Below are 20,859 nucleotides of genomic sequence, written 5' to 3'. Positions count from 1 at the left end.
ATGTCGGAACAATTTCATATTGCAGTTTTACCGGGCGACGGAATCGGCCCTGAAATTATGGCGCAGGCGATTAAAGTGCTGGATGCAGTGCGCACCCGCTTTAACCTGACCATCATCACCAGTGAATATGATGTCGGCGGCATTGCCATCGACAACCACGGCCACCCGCTGCCGCCTGCCACACTGAAAGGCTGCGGGCAGGCCGATGCGGTGCTGTTCGGCTCTGTCGGCGGCCCGAAATGGGAAAAACTGCCGCCGGACTCCCAACCGGAGCGCGGCGCCCTGCTCCCGCTGCGGGCACATTTCAAATTATTCAGTAACCTGCGCCCGGCACGGCTCTATCCGGCACTGGAAGCGCTCTGTCCGCTGCGTAGTGATATCGCCGCACGCGGATTCGATATCCTGTGTGTCCGCGAGCTGACCGGCGGGATCTATTTCGGGCAGCCAAAAGGCCGTGAAGGCGAAGGTAAATATGAGCGTGCTTATGATACCGAGGTGTATCACCGCTTTGAAATCGAGCGTATTGCCCGTATCGCCTTTACCTCCGCCCAAAAACGCCGTGGTCAGGTAACATCGATTGATAAGGCCAACGTGCTGCAAAGTTCCGTATTATGGCGCGAAGTGGTAACAGAAATCGCCAAAGAGTATCCGGATGTCGCGCTGTCGCACATGTATATAGACAACGCCGCCATGCAGATGGTCAAAGATCCGTCGCAGTTTGATGTGATCCTCTGCTCCAACCTGTTCGGCGACATTATTTCTGACGAATGCGCCATGATCACCGGTTCCATGGGCATGCTGCCGTCCGCCAGCCTGAATGAGAAAAAATTTGGTCTGTATGAACCGGCTGGCGGTTCCGCACCGGATATCGCCGGACAAAATATTGCCAATCCGGTGGCTCAGATTTTATCCGCTGCCATGATGCTGCGCTTCAGCTGCGGGCAGGATGCAGCGGCGGACAGCATCGAAAATGCGGTCAATCAGGCACTGAATGCCGGATACCGCACCCGGGATGTGGCCGGAAACAGCAAGAGTGTGACCACAGATGAGATGGGCGACATTATCGCGCGTTTGATTACAGAAGGGGCTTAAGATGAGCACAGGAAAAACTTTATATCAGAAATTATATGATGCCCATGTGGTTCGTGAAGAAGCAAACGAAACGCCGATCCTGTATATCGACCGCCACCTGGTGCATGAGGTGACCTCGCCGCAGGCGTTTGACGGATTACGGGCAAAAAACCGCCCGGTACGCCGACCGGAGAAAACCTTCGCCACCATGGATCACAACGTTTCCACGCAGACCAAAGATATCAATGCCTGTGGTGAAATGGCCCGTAACCAGATGCAGGAGCTGATCAAAAATTGTGAGGCTTTTGGTGTCCGTCTCTATGATCTGAACCATCCGTTTCAGGGCATTGTGCATGTGATGGGGCCGGAACAGGGCATCACCCTGCCGGGTATGACCATTGTCTGCGGTGACTCCCACACCGCCACCCACGGTGCATTCGGCTCGCTGGCTTTTGGTATCGGCACCTCCGAGGTGGAACATGTGTTAGCCACCCAGACACTGAAACAGGCGCGTGCCAAAACCCTGAAAATTGAAGTGCGCGGCAAAGTGGCTCCCGGTATCACCGCCAAAGATATTGTGCTGGCGATTATCGGCCATACCGGCAGCGCGGGCGGCACCGGTTACATCGCGGAATTCTGCGGGGACGCCATTGAGGCACTCTCCATGGAAGGCCGGATGACCGTCTGTAATATGGCGATCGAAATGGGTGCCAAAGGCGGAATGATTGCGCCGGATCAGACCACCTTTGATTATCTGAAAGGCCGTCAGTTCTCCCCGCAGGGCGCGGACTGGGATGCAGCTGTGGCTTACTGGCAGACCCTGAAAAGTGATCCGGATGCAAAATATGACGCGGAAATTATTATCAATGCCGCCGATATCGCCCCGCAGGTCACCTGGGGCACCAATCCCGGTCAGGTGATTGATATCAGCCGTGCCATTCCCGCACCGGAGAGCTTTACCGACCCGGTGGAAAGAGCCTCGGCAGAAAAAGCACTGGCGTATATGGATTTAACGCCGGGCAAAAAATTAACCGATGTGAAAATCGACAAGGTGTTTATCGGCTCCTGCACCAACTCACGGATTGAGGATTTACGTGCAGCTGCTGCGGTCGCCAAAGGGCGCAAAGTCGCGCCGGGTGTGCAGGCAATAGTGGTTCCGGGCTCCGGGCCGGTGAAATCTCAGGCGGAAGCGGAAGGTCTGGATAAAATCTTCACCGATGCCGGGTTTGAATGGCGTTTACCGGGCTGCTCGATGTGTCTGGCGATGAACAATGACCGTCTGGCACCGGGGGAGCGCTGTGCCTCCACCAGCAACCGCAACTTTGAAGGACGCCAGGGGCGCGGCGGACGCACACATCTGGTCAGCCCGGCCATGGCCGCTGCGGCCGCTGTCACCGGCAGTTTCGCCGATATCCGTACCATTGAGATGCGCTGAGGGAAAGAGTCATGGAAAAATTTATTGTACATCAGGGCATTGCCGCACCGCTGGATGCCGCCAACGTGGATACCGATGCCATTATCCCGAAACAGTTTTTGCAGAAAGTGACCCGCACCGGTTTCGGGCAGCATTTATTCAATGACTGGCGTTTTCTCGATGATGACGGACAAGTGCCGAACCCGGATTTTGTCCTCAACGCCCCGCGTTATCAGGGTGCGTCTATTCTGCTGGCCCGTGAAAACTTCGGCTGCGGCTCCTCCCGTGAGCACGCGCCGTGGGCCTTAACAGATTACGGCTTCAGAGTGGTGATTGCGCCAAGCTTTGCGGATATTTTTTACGGCAACTCATTCAACAACCAATTATTGCCAGTGAAATTACCCGAAGACGCGATTGATGCGCTCTTTGACTGGGTACAGAAAACAGAAGGTGCACAGATTATTGTTGATCTGGAGAACCAGAAAGTGATCGCCGGTGAGCTGGAATATCCGTTCAGTGTTGATACCTTCCGCCGTCACTGCATGATGAACGGCCTCGACAGTATTGGCCTCACCTTACAGCACAATGACATGATTTCCCGTTATGAGGAAAAACTGCCTGCATTTATGAACTGATAACCGGATCCATTTCCACCATTGAACCCCTGCCATCCCCCCTTTTGTGATGGCAGCTTTTTCCCCGTTTTTCCCCGCCTCTTTTTCCGGATCACCGGACAGAAAAAAACCAGCCTTTCGGCTGGCGGTAAAAGTCACCATTACTCAAGAATCGGGAGTGAGTCAGGTATCACACTGACGTCATGAGCTGCTTTAATGACATTGAGTATGGACGTAATATACGGAAATAAAAATGGACAGAAAACCGACCGGAGTTCCTCTTTTATGAGCACACCACGCCTCCAGCACCAGTTTATCCGCCTGTGGCAGCATCATCAGGGACAGGAGACCGATACCACGCTTCAGGAGATCGCTGATATCCTGCACTGCTCGCGCCGTCATGTCCGCTCTCTGCTCAGCAGTATGCAGACGGCAGGCTGGCTCAGCTGGCAGGCGGAAACCGGACGGGGTAAGCGCTCACGTCTCTGTTTCCTGCAGAGCGGACGAGATTTACAGCACGCCCGTGCCGAACAGCTGATCGAGCAGGACAATATCGAAAAACTGGTGGCGATGGTCAATGATAAGGACGCGATGCGCCAAATGGTATTATCCCAGCTGGAGCGCAGCTTCCGGCAGGGGAAAAGCCTGCTGCGTATTGTCTATTACCGCCCTTTTTATAATCTGCTGCCCGGTTCGCCGCTGCGCCGCTCGGAAGTCCATCTGCTGAGCCAGATTTTTAACGGACTGACGGCAATAAATGAGGAAAACGGGGAAGCGGTCCCGGCGCTGGCGCATCACTGGCAGCAGACCGGCGACAAACAGTGGCGTTTCTGGCTGCGTCCGGCGATATTTTTCCATCACGGCCGTGAATTGCAGATGGTGGATATCATTTCCTCTTTTGAGCGCCTGCGTGACACACACCCGCTGTTCAGCCATATCCGCACTGTCCGTTCCGATATGCCTTACATTATTGATATCACACTGAATGAAGCCGACAGCTGGTTCCCGGTACTGACCGGCAGCCCGCACGCCGCCATTCTGCCCCATGAGTGGCAGGAACTGCCGGATTTCGCCCGCCGCCCTGTCGGCACCGGCCCCTATCAGGTGATCTGTAATAATGACCGTAAACTGACAATCCGTGCCTTTGACCATTATTACGGCTTCCGCGCTCTGCTGGACGAAGTTTCTGTGCTGGTGGTGCCGGAGCTGGAAGAAAAAATGGTCTGCACCACCCTGCATATCGGCGCGGACGGGCCGGAGCGGGATTCTCTCGACAGCCGGATGGAGGAAGGCTGCTATTTCCTGCTGCATGACACCCGTTCGGCAAAAGGAGAGCGGGAAGATATCCGCCGCTGGCTCAACAGCCTGATGACCCCGGTCAATCTGCTCTATCACTGCGAACCCCTGTATCAGCGCCACTGGTGGCCCGCTTACGGGCTGTTGCTGCGCTGGCATCACAGCAAACTTATCCCGCCCTGTGAAAAACCGGCTGACCTGACAGAACTGACACTGACCTATTATCAGGATCATCACGAATACCATGCTATCGGCAAATTATTGCAGCAGTTACTGGCAGAACAGGGCGTAAAACTGACGATTAACATCACTGATTATGACACCTGGTTTAACGGCGATTGTGACAGTGATTTCTGGCTGGCGACCGCCAACTTTTATAAGCCGCTGGATTTTTCGGTTTTCGCCACCCTGTACGAGCTGCCGCTGCTGCGCCGCTGTCTGGGCGATGATCTGCGTGCACCGCTGAAGCAATGGCGGCAGCGTTCTCTGTCTCTGGCGGCATGGTGTGAGCAGATCATTGACAGGCAGATGCTGTTCCCGCTGTTCCATCACTGGCTTGAATTACAGGGGCAGCGCAGTATGCGGGGAGTCAAAATGAATACCTTCGGCTGGTTTGATTTTAAATCCGCCTGGTTTATCCCCCCGGAAAGTTAATTCACAGAAAAAGGTAAAGTTATAAACACCCTCTGATAAAAAACCGGCTTTTATTCACGTTTTCTGTGGATATAGTTGTGAAAAACGCAAGGGTAATGGGGGTATAGTTTTTAACTGCCCTCTGTTGATAAAATCACGACCGTCAAATAAACGCTGTTAAATCATATCAGTACGGAAATAAAAAAAGAGAATCATCTGAAAAAATCACCGGCATTTTTTTTCACAGACTTACGCAGCACAAAAAATAACCACACCCGGTGTTATCCACAGATTGTGACTTATCCGTGAGCAAAACCCCTGCTGAAACGCGAAAACAGGCGGAAGTCAAGCCTGTAAATCAAACCAGTAGTGAGGCTGTTTTCCACTTATCCCATAAAGCTGTGGATAACTCAGTGTAAGATCCTGTTTATTGCCTGAGGATGCTGGTGCACAACCTTCTGTACTTGTTGCGGCGGCGAAAATTAATAGCTATATATCAATAAATTAGATAATATTTATTTTTCATTCATGCCTATGTATTATTTTACCGGATAACACTGTTCAACTTTTAAGCATATAACATGACACAACTTTTTCAGCCGCCGTTACCCCCGGCCAGCGAGTCTGAGCTGCTCAGCCGCGCCCAATCCCTTGCCGGTGCCACCTTCGGTGAGCTGGCGGGCTGTGCCGGTATACCGGTGCCGCCGGATCTGCGCCGTGATAAAGGCTGGGTCGGCATGCTGCTGGAATACTGGCTGGGCGCGGACGCGGGCAGCAAGGCTGAACAGGATTTTGCTCACCTCGGGGTGGAGCTGAAAACCATTCCGGTGGATGAATCCGGCGTGCCGCTGGAAACCACCTTTGTCTGTGTCGCTCCGCTGGCCGGCAACAGCGGCGTTACCTGGGCGGAGTGTCATGTGCGTCATAAGCTCTCCCGCGTGCTGTGGGTGCCGGTGGAAGGTGCACGTCATATCCCGCTGGCAGAGCGCCGTGTCGGTTCACCGCTGCTGTGGTCGCCGTCGGAGGAGGAGGAACGCCTGCTGCGCGCGGACTGGGAAGAGCTGATGGATATGATTGTGCTGGGGAAAGTGGAGCAGATCACCGCCCGTCATGGTCAGGTGATGCAGATCCGCCCGAAAGCGGCCAACAGCCGGGCACTCACAGAAGCTATCGGTCCGCACGGGCAACCGATACAAACACTGCCCAGAGGCTTTTATCTGAAGAAAAATTTCACCGCACCTCTGCTTAAGCGCTATTTCCGGTGCTGATCACTGTTTTGGGAGTTTGCTCCCGGTAAATATGAATCGCTTCAGTCATTAATATCGGTTCGAAAATAATGACAACAGGAGTGTTCCGGATGAAAAAAACCTTACTGACGCTTTCACTTGCAGCCGCATTACTGACTCCCGCCCTGCCCGCTTTTGCTGATACATCCTCCGCTGATATGACACTGGAACAGGTTTTGGTGATGAGCCGCCACAACCTGCGCACGCCGATTGTGAATACCGGTATTCTGACCGAAATCACCGATAAAACCTGGCCTGCGTGGGATGCGCAGAGCGGTTATCTGACCACCAAAGGCGGCGCACTGGAAGTTTATATGGGGCACTATTTCCGCGAGTGGCTGGATGAGAACAAACTGCTGCCGGACACCCTGTGCCCGACCGGTGAAAAAGAGCTGAATGTCTACGCAAACAGCCTTCAGCGCACGATTGCCACCGCGCAGTTCTTTACCGCCGGTGCTTTCCCCGGCTGTACCGTCACCGTGAACCACCAGCCGGAAATCGGTACTATGGATCCGGTGTTTAACCCGATCATTACCAATGACAGCGCAGAGTTTAAACAGACTGCCCTCGCTGCAATGGAGAGTCATTATAAAGGGCTGGATCTGACACCGGGTTACCAGGCACTGAATAAGGTGCTGAATATCAAAGACTCAGAACAGTGCAAAACCAATAAACTCTGTTCACTGGCCGACGGTAAAAACAGCTTTATTATTGAAGCCGGCAAAGAGCCGGGCGTGAAAGGTCCGCTGAAAATGGCAAACTCCGCAGTGGATGCCATCGACCTGCAATATTATGAAGGTTTCCCGGCAGACCAGGTCGCCTGGGGCGAAGTCACCACACCGGAGCAGTGGACAGCGCTGAATACCCTGAAAAACGGCTATCAGGAATCTCTGTTTACCCCGCGTATTATCGCGAAAAACGTGGCACATCCGCTGCTGAACTACATTAATCAGCACTTTGCCGCTGCCGCGCCGGGTAGTGAAGCGAAATTTACCTTCCTGGCCGGACATGATTCCAATATCGCCTCCCTGCTCTCCGCCCTGGAATTTAAACCGTATCAGTTGCCGGAACAGTATGAACATACGCCAATCGGCGGCAAATTAGTGTTCCAGCGCTGGACAAATAAAGCAGATAATAAATCCTATGTGAAGATTGATTATATTTACCAGTCATCTGATCAGCTGCGGAATAACAGTTATCTGTCCTTAAAAACACCGCCGCAAAAAGTCACACTGGAACTGAAAAATTGTCCGGTTGATAAAAACGGCTATTGCGGATGGGAAACTTTCCAAAAAGTAATGAAAGACAGTTTATCCGAATAAACATTTTATGTTCATATTCCTGCCCGGCGCACCTTTGCCGGGCTTTTTATTTCTATCCCTGTCACGCTTCGGATAACACTAATAGATTAAGGCACTGTAAGCCGTACCTGCTGAGCCTCGAAAGTGTCGCGCAACGGCAGCCGCACAGTGACCCGGGGATGGTTTCCGGTGCACCGTCTGACGGCACAATGGTGAATAAAGAGACCGGTGCGGAACAGTTCAGGCCGGATAACGGTCAGATGCGCAGACCGGATGCACAACCGGTCGCCGGGGGACAGAGCGGACAAACCGCCCCGCAGGGACAACAAAGCACACCGGTTTCCTCTGATCGTAACGGGAAAGTGCCTCCGGCACGCCCGCAGGCTGAAAACAGCCGGATGTCATCCGTGAAAAAAGAGATAACGTCAGCGGCAGATATCAAAGCCCCGGCAGTCAGTTTACCGGGAGCGGAAGTCCCGGTCCCTGCACTGAAAAATCCGTTCTGATGATCTCAGCCGCACAAAAACCCGCCCCCGGCGGATTTTTTAATGCCTGAACCGCCGCATATTCTGTGCCCTGTTTCAGGCTGCCCATGTAACAATCCATCCCGTCGGTAAACAGATGAAACAGGCAACCAACTGCCACCGCCCGCACTTTCCATGACGGGATCAGCAGCAGAATAAGATACACAATCGCCGCCCATACGGTATGCAGCGGATGAAAACCGACACTGCACCTGTCCGGATCAAAGACAGGATCTGCCAGCAGGTGATCCGCATCCATCACCATAGTGGCAATCATAATCATCGCCGCCGCTTTCCAGTGCTGCCGCCAGAACAGCCGGGCAAACAGAACCGGTACCAGAAAATGGCAGCCGTAATGCAGGATATTCCGGAAAATGTCAAATGCCACAGTAACTCCGCTGACGGGTTGTCCGTTATGATGACGGCTATCATAGCGGAAATACCGGAGGCTATCCGGCAGAAAATGGATCAGTCCGTCACAATAATAAAATACACCCTGTTGCGGATAACAAAGCGGGAATTAACTGGTCTGCTCTGCGGGTTTATCGCTGCATTGTCTTAAGTAAACTGAGAAGATCAGGTATATTACCCCCTGATTGTTGGCTACCAAGAAAAAATAACTATGATTATCAAACCTAAAATTCGTGGTTTTATCTGCACTACCGCTCACCCGGCGGGCTGTGAAGCCCATGTTCGTGAGCAAATCGCCCGTGTGAAATCCTGCGGCGAACTGAAAAACGGGCCTAAAAAGGTTCTGGTGATTGGTGCATCCACCGGTTACGGTCTGGCTTCCCGTATCAATGCCGCTTTCGGCAGCGGTGCAGCGACTATCGGTGTATTTTTTGAAAAGCCGGGCAGTGAAAACAAAACCGGTTCTGCCGGCTGGTACAACGCAGCCGCTTTTGATAAAGCCGCCAAAGAAGAAGGCCTGTATGCAAAAAGCATTAACGGTGACGCCTTCTCTGATGAATGCCGTCAGAACGTTATTGATTTAATTAAACAGGATCTGGGTCAGATCGATCTGGTTGTTTATTCTCTGGCATCTCCGGTCCGCAAAATGCCGGAAACCGGTGAAATTGTCCGTTCTGCCCTGAAACCTATCGGCGAACCGTACAAATCTGTCGCGCTCGATACCAACAAAGACGTACTGATCGAAGCCGTTGTTGAACCGGCCAATGAGCAGGAAATCGCAGACACCGTTAAAGTCATGGGCGGCCAGGACTGGGAACTGTGGATGAATGCATTAGAGGAAGCCGGTGTTCTGGCGGATAATGCACAGTCTGTTGCCTACTCCTATATCGGTACCGATTTAACCTGGCCGATTTACTGGCACGGTACGTTAGGTAAAGCAAAAGAAGATTTGGATCGCGCAGCAGCAGCGATTAATCAGAAACTGCAGGCCAAAGGCGGCGCGGCGTATGTTGCCGTTCTGAAATCTGTCGTTACTCAGGCGTCTTCCGCCATTCCGGTAATGCCGTTATATATCTCTATCGTGTTTAAGATCATGAAAGAGAAAGGTATTCACGAAGGTTGTATTGAACAGACTCAGCGCTTATTTGCTACTAAACTGTTTAACGGTTCCGCGCCGGAAACCGATGAAAAACAGCGTCTGCGCCTGGATGACTGGGAATTACGCAATGATGTGCAGAACACCTGCCGTGAAATCTGGCAGCAACTGACAGATGATAACATCAACGATTTAACCGACTATCAGGGCTATAAAGCGGAATTCCTCCGTTTATTCGGCTTTGGTCTGGACGGCGTTGATTATGATGCTGATTTAAGCGGTGAAGTTAACTTCGACGTGAAAGAATTAGTGTAATCATCGCTGAAAAGCCCGCCGCAGCCCTGATTATTCAGCGGCTGCGGCGGGTTTCTTATTTTTCCGGACTGTTCAGCGGGTTTCGCAGACCAGCCAGTAATAATGGTTATTATTGAATCCGAACTCATCCAGCACCGTCAGCCCGAGCTTACGGGTGTGCGCGGCATAAGAGCGCGGGTTAACCTTGTTGATAAAGGTCACCAGGATATCAAACCGCTGCGACATTTTTTCCAGCGCAAAAGCAAACAGCCCTTCCAGCACGCCCTGCCCGCGCAGTGATGCATCAATACAGACCGGGCCGTACTGATACGAGTTTTCTGTGGTCAGCGTCTGACCGGCAAACTCATAATCACCCAGTTTATCAATCATATGGGCAAACAACGGCCACGGTGACCAGTACTGCCAGGATGCCGCCATCACAAACGCCACCACCTTTCCGTCCTGTTTGGCGACAAATAATCCCTGCTCGTTTTCAATCAGATCAACCATCTGTTCATCACTCATCTGCGTGGTGACAAAACCGTCCGGCTTGTCTTCATCACTGATGGTGGTCAGATGATAACGCTTTAATAAGGCTTTTACCTGATCCATATCCGTCAGTTCAGCAACACAATATTCCATCGTTATTCTCCGTTATCATTGTTATTCTGCGGCGGGAGGTACCGCAATATCCGCAATGCGATCATGACCGATCACACTGAAATAGTCATCCGCTGCCAGAGACACCGATCTCACCAGTTCACCGGCGTTAAAAAATACCCGCCCGGCATCGGTCAGACGTTTATCAACATAGAGCGTCAGTTCGTCATTAAAGCTGAACGGCGGAACCGCGCCCATCGGGCAGCCGGTCAGCGCCTGTGCTGTTTCCGGCGCGGCAAATGAGGCTTTTTTTCCGCCCGCCAGTTTCGCGGCATTTTTAAAATTGACTTTGCAGTCGCCAGGGACAATCGCCAGCACATAGCGGATGTCCGGTGTGCTGCCGGTGACCTGCAACACCATGGCTTTCGCCGCCTGGCTCAGTTTATTTCCCCGGATTTTGCTTATCGCATCAGAACGGCCTTCCGCCGGATGTTCGATCACCTCAAAGGAAACCGCCCGTGAATCCAGTAAACGGGTGATTTTGTCAAATGTTGTCATATAAACCTCACAGTCAGCCGGAGAAACCCTTGCGTCATAATTTACTCTCAACGTACTCTTACAGAAACACACAGAACCCGTAAGAATGAGGCAGAACAGATGGTACAGCTTCCGCGCTACCGGCAGATGGCCGATCAGATAAAACAGGCCGTCCGCGAAGGCGTTTTACCGCCGGACAGCCGTCTGCCGTCAGTCCGTGTTCTGGCCGCACAGTACAATGTCAGCCTGACCACCGCCCTGAAAGTGCTGCGCACGCTGGAAGATGAGCATGTTGCCGTGGCGCGGCCGAAATCCGGCTTTTTTGTCGCCCCGGTTCAGCCCGCCGCTGCTGAAAGCCGCAGTACAGAGACACACACCGCCGATTTTGCCCCGCTGGATGAACAGACGGAACTGCATATGTCGATGGTCGGCGAAGAGTGCCGTGTCCGGCTCGATCTGGCTAACGGGCGGCGGGAACTTTATCCGGTCAGAAAGCTGAGTCTTATCATGCGTCAGCTCAGTTACAGCAAGCCGTTCCTGCTGGGGGATTCGGTCAAAGGCACCGGATATGCCCCGCTGAAAGAAGAAATAGCCCGCCGCGCAGTCAGTTACGGTTGCCATATCACACCGGAAACCCTGCTTATCACCAACGGCTGTATTGAAGCCTTATCACTGGCACTGCGCGCCACGCTCAGCCCCGGGGATGCGGTGGCAGTGGAATCCCCCTGTTACTTTGTACTGTTACAGATGCTGCGTAATCTCAATCTGCGGCTGACCGAAGTGGATGCCTGTGAAGACGGTTATGTGGATTGCGATAAACTCACCGCCCTGTTCCGCCGCAAAGCAGTGAAAGCCTTTGTGACACTCGCCAACGTCAATAATCCGCTGGGCAAAACGATTCCGGATGAAGTCAAAGCGGAGATAACCCGTCAGGCGGATGAAAACGGCGTGATCATTATTGAAGATGATACTTTCGGTGACGCAGCGTTCGGCGGGCAACGCCCGTTCCCGATGCGGGCATTCAGTCACAATGTCATTCTGTGCAGCGGATTTTCCAAAACCATCGCGCCCGGCGTGCGTATCGGCTGGGTTCACAGTCAGCATTACATGCGCAAAATCACCTCCCTCAAATACACCTCCTCGATGGGCTCTCAGGTACTGCCGCAGGCAGCTATCAGCGAACTGCTGAGCAACGGCGGCTATGACGCCCATCTGCGCCGCCTGCGCAGGGAACTGGCGGCACAGGTGCAAAACATCCGCCGTGTTGTGCTGCGGGAGTTCCCGCCGGGCACCACAGTGACCGAACCGGAAGGCGGCTATGTTCTGTGGGTCACCATGCCGGAAGGCAGCCTGAATGTGCGGGAACTGTTTCTCAATGCCCGCGCGGAGGGGATCGGCATTGCGCCGGGACATATCTTTGCCACCGACAGCCGCTATGACCGCTGCTTCCGGCTCAACGCCGGGTTCGGCTGTGATAAGGACGTGGAGGATGCGATCGCCCGGCTGGCTCAGTGGTGCCGGGAATCATTACACACCGGATAACCCCGGGGCTGACTGTTCTGTTTCTGCAACAGTGAAACCCGTTTTCATGACTACTCCCTGATAGTTCACGCCCTTATTATCTGTTTATACATAATTATCAGGAGAGACATCATGAGAAACATTATCGGCACCTACCGCGCACCGAAAGGCCATTGGGTCGGCGACGGATTTCCGGTCAGCCAGATGTTTTCCTACAGCAATCACGGCAAACATCTGAACCCGTTTATCCTGCTCGATCGTGCCGGTCCGGCGGATTTCCCGCCATCAGAGGGCGCCAACCGGGGAGTTGGTGAGCACCCGCACCGCGGCTTTGAAACCGTAACTATCGTCTATGACGGCGAGGTGGCTCACCATGACTCCACCGGTCAGGGCGGTGTGATCGGTAAAGGGGATGTGCAGTGGATGACCGCAGCATCCGGTATTCTGCATCAGGAATACCATTCTGACCGTTTTATGCGGGAAGGCGGCACACTGGATATGGTGCAGTTGTGGGTGAATCTGCCTGCTTCCGCAAAATCCGCCGCACCGGGTTATCAGTTACTGGGAAATAACGCCATTCCGGCAGTGGCACTGCCGAATGACGCCGGGACATTACGGGTGATCGCCGGGGAATATGCCGGGGCACGCGGTCCGGCCCGGACCTTCACGGAAATGGATGTGTGGGATCTGCGCCTGAAAACCGGAAAAGTCACCGGACTGGCGGCAAAAGCCAGCCGCAACGCCGGACTGATCGTTCTGCACGGCAGTATTTATGTTGACAGCCGCGCACCGCTGCACACCGGCGAGCTGATGATTCTGGACGGCACTGACGGCACTATTCTGCTGGAAGCCACCGAAGATGCGGTTGTTCTGTTCCTCAGCGGCGAGCCGATTGATGAGCCGGTTGTCGGTTACGGCCCGTTTGTGATGAACAGCGAACGGGAAATCCGCGAAGCCATTGAGGATTTCAACAGCGGCCGTTTCGGACATATCCCCGCTGAGTAAGACAGATGAGGCGAATACGACCATTATTTGCCTCACAAAATGAGGCGAATAACGGGATTATTTGCCTCATTGTTTTCGTTTCCGTGAATTGTCTTCAATATCACTGTCGTTTAAATATTGGCTACCCATGCTGTGTTACCGTTCAAATATCACTGATATTAAAGGGAAGCCATACCATTGGGCATTGATATTTCAGCAGATAAAAGGGTTAGCTTTAATCCTGATCATGAACACAGAGTCATCACCGCCACAGGAAAAAAACCGAAAATAACAGCTATAGGTAATGCTGAAAAGATAACCGTTTACAGTATTTACCGGCGAACTAAATTTGGTGACACTGACCGTGACGGAAACCCGTTAATATATTCATTAAAAGGTATTTATAACTACAGGATCACAAACGAAGAACTCTGTAAGTTCAAACCTTCTTTTACCACTATCCTGAATAAAATAAGGCAAAGAATACCGGAAAAACCGTGTGCCTTATTTGCAATGCCATCATCATCAAATGTTTCCTGCATCCTCGCCAGAAGAATTTCCCGCCTGTTTGGTATAACAATGCATACTCATTTCGTTATCAAACGGACTGCCCGTGATGTACTTGCATACTATGATACGACTTCCCCGGATATTGCAGACTCCCACAAAAAAATGGTTTTCAGAATATTAGCTGAACTGAGAAAATCAGCCCCTAATACTGTTTTTTCGATGAAGCATGTTCCCAATAAAATAAGACACTATTTTCCGCCATGGAAATTAAATCCGGACTTTAATTATACAATTGACAACAATCGCGTTGTCATTTTAGTTGATGACCTGTTATCAACCGGCACAACACTGATATCAGCCTCCGCAGAACTCCGGAATGCCGGTCTTTCCTGTACTACAGCTATCTGTTTACTGAGTAATTTATAGCAACTTGATGCATGAAAAAAAGTGCGCTACAGTAAGCGGGTCAGAGAGTGATTTCTGCGGGAGCCGGCATACGCCCCCGGCTCGGTAAATATGAAGCATTTCGTCAGGAATGCGGGTTCGCGCAGGCACCTTCGGTGATGGTCCGGTCTGTAAGAGCAAAATAATCACCCGGAGAATGGCAGCGACATTCCCCAACAGAAAAAGTTGTAAAAACCTGATTCAGAAAGCCACATTTTTATGTGGCTTTTTTATTGCTGTTAATCAGCCGAATAATTTACTCCTGCCCCGAAAACGCCGCCGTCTGCGGCACATGTTCCGCCAGATAATTCAGCAGTGCCTGCACGGCGGGTAACAGCCCTTTGCGGGACGGGAAAACTGCGTGGATCACATCCTGCGGGAACTGCCAGCCCGGCAGAACACGGACAAGCCGTCCGGCAGTCAAATCATTGAGAACCACACCTTCCGGCAGACGGGCAATGCCCAGCCCTTTGCATGCCGCGCGGTGCAGTGTCATGACATCAGTGGTGGCGAGGCGTGCCGTGAGGTGTTTGGTGATACTGCTGCCGTCTTCGCCGGTCAGTGTCAGCGTGTAGTTCTGTTTTTGTTCGCTGTTGGCGAGGATCGGGAATTCTGTCAGTTCATCCGGATGCTGCGGTGCCGCTTTTCCGGTAAATAACAGCGGCGAAGCAACCAGGATACGCCGCGAATACCCCAGCACTTTCATGGTCAGGCCGGAATCATCCAGCGGGAGGGAGCGCACCCGCAGTGCGAGATCAAACCCTTCGCTGATCACATCCACCGGACGGTTAACTGCCAGGATCTGCACATCAATATCGGGGTATTTCACCATAAAATCTGTCAGCAGATCCTGAAGATAAGCCTGTAACAGCGCGACCGGACAGGAAAACTTCACGCTGCCGCGCGGATGCCCCTGTACCGAGCAGATAATCTCTTCGGCGATCTCCGCCTCATCAATCACATTTTTACACTGCTGGTAGAAGGTCTGGCCGATCTCAGTGACATGAAACTGCCGGGTGGAGCGGTAGATCAGTGAAATATTCAGCTTCTGCTCCAGGTCAGCAATGCGGCGGCTGAGCCGGGATTTCGGAATACCCAGCGCCTCACCCGCCGGGGAAAATCCGCCGTATTCTACCACTTTCACAAAATAATAAAGGTCATTCAGATCGTATTTCATGCCTGTCACCCGCAGCGTTATCCTGCGGATCAGTATACATAAAAAAATCCGCCGCATTCAGCATGCGGCGGATGTCTGTGAATATAAACGCAATAAGTTAGCGGTAAACAATACCGCCGTCGGTCAGAATCGCCTGGCCGGTGATGTAATCCGAGTCATCGCTTGCCAGGAAGGCAACCAGTGCCGCCACGTCATCCGGAGTCTGGGCGCGGCCCAGCGCAATACCATCGACATATTTTTTGTAGGTTTCCCCTTTCGGTGCGCCGGTGATTTCAGAGAAACGCTCATCAATTTCCACCCACATATCCGTACCGACAATCCCCGGACAGTAAGCATTCACGGTGATCCCGCTGCTGGCAAATTCTTTGGCCGCCGCCTGTGTCAGTGCGCGGACCGCAAATTTAGTGGCGGAATAGACGCCGAGTAAGGCAAAACCATCATGTCCGGCAATGGATGAGGCGTTAATGATTTTCCCTTTCTGTCCGCGTGCTTTGAATTTGGCCGCTGCGGCCTGAATTCCCCACATCGTGCCATCGACGTTAATGCGGAAAATACGATCCATATCCTCCGGCAGCACATCTTCAATGGCTTTAACCTGTGCAATACCGGCGTTATTGACGATAACATCAAAACCGCCCAATGCTTGTTCTGCTTTATCAACAACCGCAAAAACCTGATCGCGCTGACTGATATCTGCGGTGAATACCGCCGCTTTGCGGCCCAGGGCTTCCACTTCTTTTTTGACTTTCGCCAGCCCTTCTTCTTTCAGATCCACCAGCGCGATATCCGCCCCTTCTTTGGCTAAGCGCAGTGCAATACCACGACCAATCCCCTGTGCAGCGCCGGTAACCAGAACCACTTTACCCGTTAGTGCCATGATGTGCTCCTTATGAGTGAGGTATTTCGTTATGATATTAATACTCATTTAAAAACATACGCGTTTTTACCCGGGTTGCAAGCCGGTAAGCACATAATGAGCAACTGTCCTGCCATGTGACAACACATCGCTGTAACAAAATTCATCGGAGTCTCATTCCGTAACATTCCCTGTCCTGCATAACCCACCCGCCGGAAACAAAACAATCAGTATCATTTATATATTAATAATTTCAGTGAATGTAACCCAAAACGCTGTTACAGACTCTGGTGAAGGGATTCAGCTTCCCGTTACAGGCGGATAATCCGAAAAAATCAATGTAAACGCTTTCTTTTGCTGTGAGATGAATCACACGGTCATCACGCACTCCGGGTTAAGATGGCAACATGTTTCATTACCTCTGACCTGTAATTTCTGATGACATCTATACACCCCGTAACTATCCGTGATGTTGCAAAACGCGCCGGTGTCTCCGTTGCCACGGTATCCCGTGTGCTGAACAATACGGCGGCCACCCGCTCAGAGACCCGGGAACTGGTGATGAACGCCGTGACTGAGCTGGATTACCGGCCAAACGCCAATGCACAGGCACTGGCCAGCCAGAGCAGTGATATTCTCGGCGTGGTGGTGATGGATGTGGCCGACCCGTTTTTCGGCGCGCTGGTCAAAGCGGTGGATACTGTCGCCCAGCAGCACAGCAAGCATGTGCTGATCGGCAACGGCTACCATCAGGCCGGGCAGGAGCGCCATGCAATAGAGGTTCTGATCCGCCAGCGCTGCAACGCCCTGGTGGTGCATTCCAAAGCGCTCAGTGACGCGGAGCTGAGTGATTTTCTCCGTCAGGTGCCCGGCATGACCGTTATTAACCGCGTTATTCCCGGTTTTGAGCACCGCTGTGTCGGGCTGGATAACCTTTCCGGCGGGGAAATGGCGACCCGTCTGCTGATCTCTCAGGGGCATCAGCGCATCGGTTATCTCGGTTCCACCCATGAAATAGAAGATAATACCCTGCGTTATCAGGGTTATACCCGCGCCATGAAAGCCGCCGGACTGACCGCCGGTGCAGCCTGGTATGCCGCCGGCTCGCCGGATTCTGACGGCGGCGAAGCTGCCATGATAGAGCTGCTGGGCCGTAATCAGGCACTCTCCGCCGTATTTGCCTACAACGATGCCATGGCAGCCGGAGCTATGTCAGTGCTGAATGAAAACGGTATCCGTGTGCCGCAGCAGTTTTCCCTGATCGGGTTTGATGATATTCCCGCCGCCCGTTTCACCACACCGAAGCTGACCACAGTACGCTATCCGGTGGTCTCCATGGCCATGCTGGCGACAGAACTCGCCTTAGCGGGTGCCGCCGGAACGTTACCCCCGCCGGAGCCGCATGTGTTTATGCCAACCCTGGTTATCCGTCACTCTTCTGCCTACCGGTGATCTTTCTCTATGTAAACGTTTTCAATCTGTGAGTCTATTCACAGACGGATAACAACTCTCATTTTATGATCCGGCCGTTTCCTGACGTTATCGTCATGTCCCAGGTTCTGCCATCTTCTTACCGGCATGCCGTTTTATTTATAAATTATTATTATCATTTGCCGGAAGAATGATAAACACCGCCCCTGCCTTTCCTCTGAATAACAGGTGGCGTCATAAATAAAAACTGTACCCCATCCCCCGACCCGGAGGCAGAGAATGAAGAAGCATTTTGTCCTGGCAGGCGTTGCCGCCGCCATGCTGTTTGGTGCTGCGGCACAAGCACAGGCTGATACCCGTATTGGTGTGACCATCTACAAATACGATGACAACTTTATGTCTATCGTCCGTAAAGCCCTTGAAAAAGATGCAAAGAATTCACCGGAAATCACCCTTCTGATGAATGATTCACAAAACGACCAGTCCAAACAGAATGATCAGATTGATGTGCTGCTGGCCAAAGGCGTTAAAGCACTGGCGATCAACCTGGTTGACCCTGCCGCCGCCCCGGTGATCATCGACAAAGCAAAATCCAATGATATTCCGGTCGTATTCTTCAACAAAGAGCCTTCCCGCAAAGCCCTCGACAGCTACGATAAGGCCTGGTTTGTCGGTACTGACTCTAAAGAATCCGGGGTTATCCAGGGTGAACTGATTGCCAAACACTGGGCGGCTAACCCGGCGTGGGATCTGAACAAAGACGGCAAAATTCAGTATGTGCTGATCAAAGGCGAGCCGGGTCACCCGGATGCGGAAGCCCGCACCACCTATTCGGTCAAAACCCTGAATGAGAAAGGCATCCCGACAGAGCAGCTTCAGCTCGATACCGCGATGTGGGATACCGCACAGGCCAAAGATAAAATGGATGCATGGCTCTCCGGCCCGAATGCAGACAAAATCGAAGTGGTCATTGCCAACAATGACGCGATGGCAATGGGTGCGGTTGAAGCCCTGAAAGCACACAACAAGACCAATATCCCGGTCTTTGGTGTGGATGCGCTGCCGGAAGCTCTCTCAATGGTGAAATCCGGGGCAATGGCCGGTACGGTGCTGAATGACGCGGAAAACCAGGCGAAAGCCACCATGGCTATCACCAAAAACCTGGCGGAAGGCAAACCGGCAGCCGAAGGAACCAGCTACAAAATTGAGAACAATGTTATCCGTGTGCCGTATGTCGGCGTGGATAAAGAGAACCTGTCACAGTTTATAAAATAAGCGGTGATTCTTTCCGCCCGCAGCATTCGTGCTGCGGGCGTGTCCGGAACGATAACATTAGCCAGGTGTATGTATGGCCGACAGCTCAGGCGAATATCTGCTGGAAATGACGCATATCAATAAGTCATTTCCCGGCGTTAAGGCACTCGATAATGTCAATTTACGGGTACGACCACACTCCGTTCATGCCCTGATGGGCGAAAACGGTGCCGGTAAATCCACATTATTAAAATGCCTTTTCGGAATTTATAAAAAAGACAGCGGCAGCATCCTGTTTCAGGGACAGGAAATCGATTTTAAAGGCTCAAAAGAGGCGCTGGAACACGGCGTATCCATGGTGCATCAGGAGCTGAACCTGGTGCTTCAGCGCTCAGTGATGGACAACATGTGGCTGGGACGCTATCCCGCCAAAGGTTTTTTTGTCGATCAGAACAAGATGCTGAAAGACACACAGGCCATCTTTGATGAACTGGATATCGATATCGATCCGCGGGAAAAAGTCCGCAATTTATCTGTTTCACAAATGCAGATGATCGAAATCGCCAAGGCGTTTTCCTATAACGCCAAAATTGTGATCATGGATGAGCCGACCTCCTCCCTGACCGAAAAAGAAGTCAATCATCTGTTTACCATTATCCGCAAGCTGAAAGATCGCGGCTGCGGCATCGTCTATATCTCCCACAAAATGGAAGAAATTTTCCGTCTCTGTGATGAGATAACCATTCTGCGTGACGGCCAGTGGATCTCCACACAGCCCCTCGAAGGGCTGACGATGGATAACATTATTGCCGCCATGGTCGGGCGCACACTCAGCCAGCGTTTCCCGGAAAAACAGAGCACACCGGGGGATGTCATGCTGGAAGTCAGAAACCTGACGTCTCTGCGCCAGCCGTCTATCCGCGATATCAGTTTCGATCTGCATCAGGGGGAAATCCTCGGTATCGCCGGTCTGGTCGGTGCAAAACGGACGGATATTCTCGAAACCCTGTTCGGGATCCGCGAGAAATCCTCCGGCACCATCACACTGAGAGGGAAAACCATTAAGAACAACAGTGCGAATGAAGCCATTAATCACGGTTTCGCACTGGTCACCGAAGAGCGCCGCGCCACGGGAATCTATGCCTGGCTGAATATCAGCTTTAACTCGCTGATTTCAAACATGGGCAAATATAAAAATAAACTGGGTCTGCTGGATAACAGCAAAATGAAAAGTGATACCCAGTGGGTAATTGATGCCATGCGGGTGAAAACCCCCGGCCATCACACCCAGATAGGCTCGCTGTCCGGCGGGAATCAGCAGAAGGTGATTATCGGCCGCTGGCTGCTGACACAACCGGAAGTGTTAATGCTGGATGAACCGACACGGGGTATTGATGTCGGGGCAAAATTTGAAATTTATCAGCTAATTACTGAACTGGCCAAAAAAGGAAAAGGGATCATTATCGTTTCCTCCGAAATGCCGGAACTGCTGGGGATCACAGACCGGATTCTGGTGATGAGCAACGGTGAGGTCGCCGGTATCGTCAACACCCGTGACACTTCGCAGAGTGAGATTTTACGTCTCGCCTCCCTTCACCTTTAAGG

General features: G+C 52.3%; 20 protein-coding genes. 15 read left to right on the top strand and 5 right to left on the bottom strand.

All coding sequences use genetic code 11. The features are described from left to right. The 7 genes from leuB (at position 1) to ACSBQN_RS02215 (ending at position 8,121) form a co-directional block, all read left to right on the top strand. A complete protein-coding gene (gene leuB / locus ACSBQN_RS02245; protein ID WP_214176902.1) occupies positions 1-1,092 on the top strand; it encodes a 3-isopropylmalate dehydrogenase in 1,092 nt (363 codons plus the stop codon). Between the two features lies 1 nt (position 1,093). Next, the gene (gene leuC, locus ACSBQN_RS02240) at positions 1,094-2,506 is read left to right on the top strand and encodes a 3-isopropylmalate dehydratase large subunit (RefSeq protein ID WP_036416780.1); all 1,413 of its coding nucleotides are present in this window, start codon (positions 1,094-1,096) and stop codon (positions 2,504-2,506) included. Positions 2,507-2,517: 11 nt separating this feature from the next. Then, entirely contained in the window at positions 2,518-3,120 is a 603-nt protein-coding gene (leuD, locus tag ACSBQN_RS02235) for a 3-isopropylmalate dehydratase small subunit (protein ID WP_024474837.1), read from the top strand. A 264-nt stretch (positions 3,121-3,384) separates the two neighbouring features. Then, the gene (sgrR, locus tag ACSBQN_RS02230) at positions 3,385-5,049 is read left to right on the top strand and encodes an HTH-type transcriptional regulator SgrR (protein ID WP_036416778.1); all 1,665 of its coding nucleotides are present in this window, start codon (positions 3,385-3,387) and stop codon (positions 5,047-5,049) included. 560 nt (positions 5,050-5,609) lie between these two features. Further along, entirely contained in the window at positions 5,610-6,296 is a 687-nt protein-coding gene (gene mutH / locus ACSBQN_RS02225; RefSeq protein ID WP_024474835.1) for a DNA mismatch repair endonuclease MutH, read from the top strand. Positions 6,297-6,385: 89 nt separating this feature from the next. After that, positions 6,386-7,636, top strand: a complete 1,251-nt coding sequence (gene agp, locus ACSBQN_RS02220; RefSeq protein WP_015422921.1) for a bifunctional glucose-1-phosphatase/inositol phosphatase — start codon at positions 6,386-6,388, stop codon at positions 7,634-7,636. A gap of 158 nt (positions 7,637-7,794) precedes the next feature. Then, positions 7,795-8,121, top strand: coding sequence for a hypothetical protein (locus tag ACSBQN_RS02215; protein ID WP_024474834.1), 327 nt, complete (start codon positions 7,795-7,797; stop codon positions 8,119-8,121). Here ACSBQN_RS02215 and ACSBQN_RS02210 read toward each other — a convergent pair. Beyond that, a complete protein-coding gene (locus ACSBQN_RS02210; RefSeq protein WP_004242057.1) occupies positions 8,069-8,527 on the bottom strand; it encodes a DUF6122 family protein in 459 nt (152 codons plus the stop codon). The genes ACSBQN_RS02215 and ACSBQN_RS02210 overlap by 53 nt on opposite strands. A gap of 27 nt (positions 8,528-8,554) precedes the next feature. On the opposite strand from ACSBQN_RS02210, the gene ACSBQN_RS02205 reads away from it, so the two are divergent. Together ACSBQN_RS02205 and fabV are read left to right on the top strand one after the other, a co-directional pair. Further along, on the top strand, positions 8,555-8,701 hold the full coding sequence (locus ACSBQN_RS02205; protein WP_225973331.1) for a hypothetical protein: 147 nt from the start codon (positions 8,555-8,557) through the stop codon (positions 8,699-8,701). Positions 8,702-8,761: 60 nt separating this feature from the next. After that, positions 8,762-9,961 carry an enoyl-ACP reductase FabV gene (gene fabV / locus ACSBQN_RS02200; protein ID WP_354633187.1) on the top strand — a complete coding sequence of 400 codons (1,200 nt, stop codon included), beginning with the start codon at positions 8,762-8,764 and terminating at the stop codon, positions 9,959-9,961. A gap of 72 nt (positions 9,962-10,033) precedes the next feature. Here fabV and ACSBQN_RS02195 read toward each other — a convergent pair whose 3' ends face one another. Together ACSBQN_RS02195 and ACSBQN_RS02190 are read right to left on the bottom strand one after the other, a co-directional pair. After that, positions 10,034-10,582: a GNAT family N-acetyltransferase gene (locus ACSBQN_RS02195; protein ID WP_024474833.1), complete on the bottom strand. Its 549-nt coding sequence runs from the start codon at positions 10,580-10,582 to the stop codon at positions 10,034-10,036. Between the two features lie 21 nt (positions 10,583-10,603). Next, positions 10,604-11,098 carry a YbaK/EbsC family protein gene (locus ACSBQN_RS02190; RefSeq protein WP_036406301.1) on the bottom strand — a complete coding sequence of 165 codons (495 nt, stop codon included), beginning with the start codon at positions 11,096-11,098 and terminating at the stop codon, positions 10,604-10,606. Positions 11,099-11,197: 99 nt separating this feature from the next. Between ACSBQN_RS02190 and ACSBQN_RS02185 the strand changes: the two genes are divergently transcribed. The 3 genes from ACSBQN_RS02185 to ACSBQN_RS02175 all read left to right on the top strand — a co-directional run bounded on the left by ACSBQN_RS02185 (position 11,198) and on the right by ACSBQN_RS02175 (position 14,518). Further along, entirely contained in the window at positions 11,198-12,619 is a 1,422-nt protein-coding gene (locus tag ACSBQN_RS02185; protein ID WP_036406304.1) for a PLP-dependent aminotransferase family protein, read from the top strand. Between the two features lie 111 nt (positions 12,620-12,730). Further along, positions 12,731-13,603 carry a pirin family protein gene (locus tag ACSBQN_RS02180; RefSeq protein ID WP_214176907.1) on the top strand — a complete coding sequence of 291 codons (873 nt, stop codon included), beginning with the start codon at positions 12,731-12,733 and terminating at the stop codon, positions 13,601-13,603. 177 nt (positions 13,604-13,780) lie between these two features. Beyond that, positions 13,781-14,518: a phosphoribosyltransferase gene (locus ACSBQN_RS02175; RefSeq protein ID WP_354633186.1), complete on the top strand. Its 738-nt coding sequence runs from the start codon at positions 13,781-13,783 to the stop codon at positions 14,516-14,518. A 274-nt stretch (positions 14,519-14,792) separates the two neighbouring features. On the opposite strand, the gene ACSBQN_RS02170 is transcribed toward ACSBQN_RS02175, so the two are convergent. After that, positions 14,793-15,713, bottom strand: a complete 921-nt coding sequence (locus tag ACSBQN_RS02170; protein WP_024474829.1) for a LysR substrate-binding domain-containing protein — start codon at positions 15,711-15,713, stop codon at positions 14,793-14,795. A gap of 97 nt (positions 15,714-15,810) precedes the next feature. After that, a complete protein-coding gene (locus ACSBQN_RS02165; RefSeq protein WP_004237779.1) occupies positions 15,811-16,590 on the bottom strand; it encodes an acetoin reductase in 780 nt (259 codons plus the stop codon). 417 nt (positions 16,591-17,007) lie between these two features. Between ACSBQN_RS02165 and galS the strand changes: the two genes are divergently transcribed. The 3 genes from galS to mglA all read left to right on the top strand — a co-directional run bounded on the left by galS (position 17,008) and on the right by mglA (position 20,857). Continuing rightward, on the top strand, positions 17,008-18,021 hold the full coding sequence (gene galS, locus ACSBQN_RS02160; RefSeq protein WP_024474828.1) for an HTH-type transcriptional regulator GalS: 1,014 nt from the start codon (positions 17,008-17,010) through the stop codon (positions 18,019-18,021). Positions 18,022-18,279: 258 nt separating this feature from the next. Further along, complete coding sequence (mglB, locus tag ACSBQN_RS02155; RefSeq protein ID WP_024474827.1) at positions 18,280-19,275, top strand: galactose/glucose ABC transporter substrate-binding protein MglB; 996 nt, start codon at positions 18,280-18,282, stop codon at positions 19,273-19,275. A gap of 73 nt (positions 19,276-19,348) precedes the next feature. Next, on the top strand, positions 19,349-20,857 hold the full coding sequence (gene mglA, locus ACSBQN_RS02150; RefSeq protein ID WP_024474826.1) for a galactose/methyl galactoside ABC transporter ATP-binding protein MglA: 1,509 nt from the start codon (positions 19,349-19,351) through the stop codon (positions 20,855-20,857). Positions 20,858-20,859 lie beyond the last annotated feature (2 nt).

Origin of the sequence: Morganella sp. B601 (genome assembly GCF_051172335.1) — a bacterium.
Taxonomy (GTDB): Bacteria; Pseudomonadota; Gammaproteobacteria; order Enterobacterales; family Enterobacteriaceae; genus Morganella; species Morganella morganii.
This window is presented reverse-complemented; position numbering and strand designations above follow the sequence as displayed.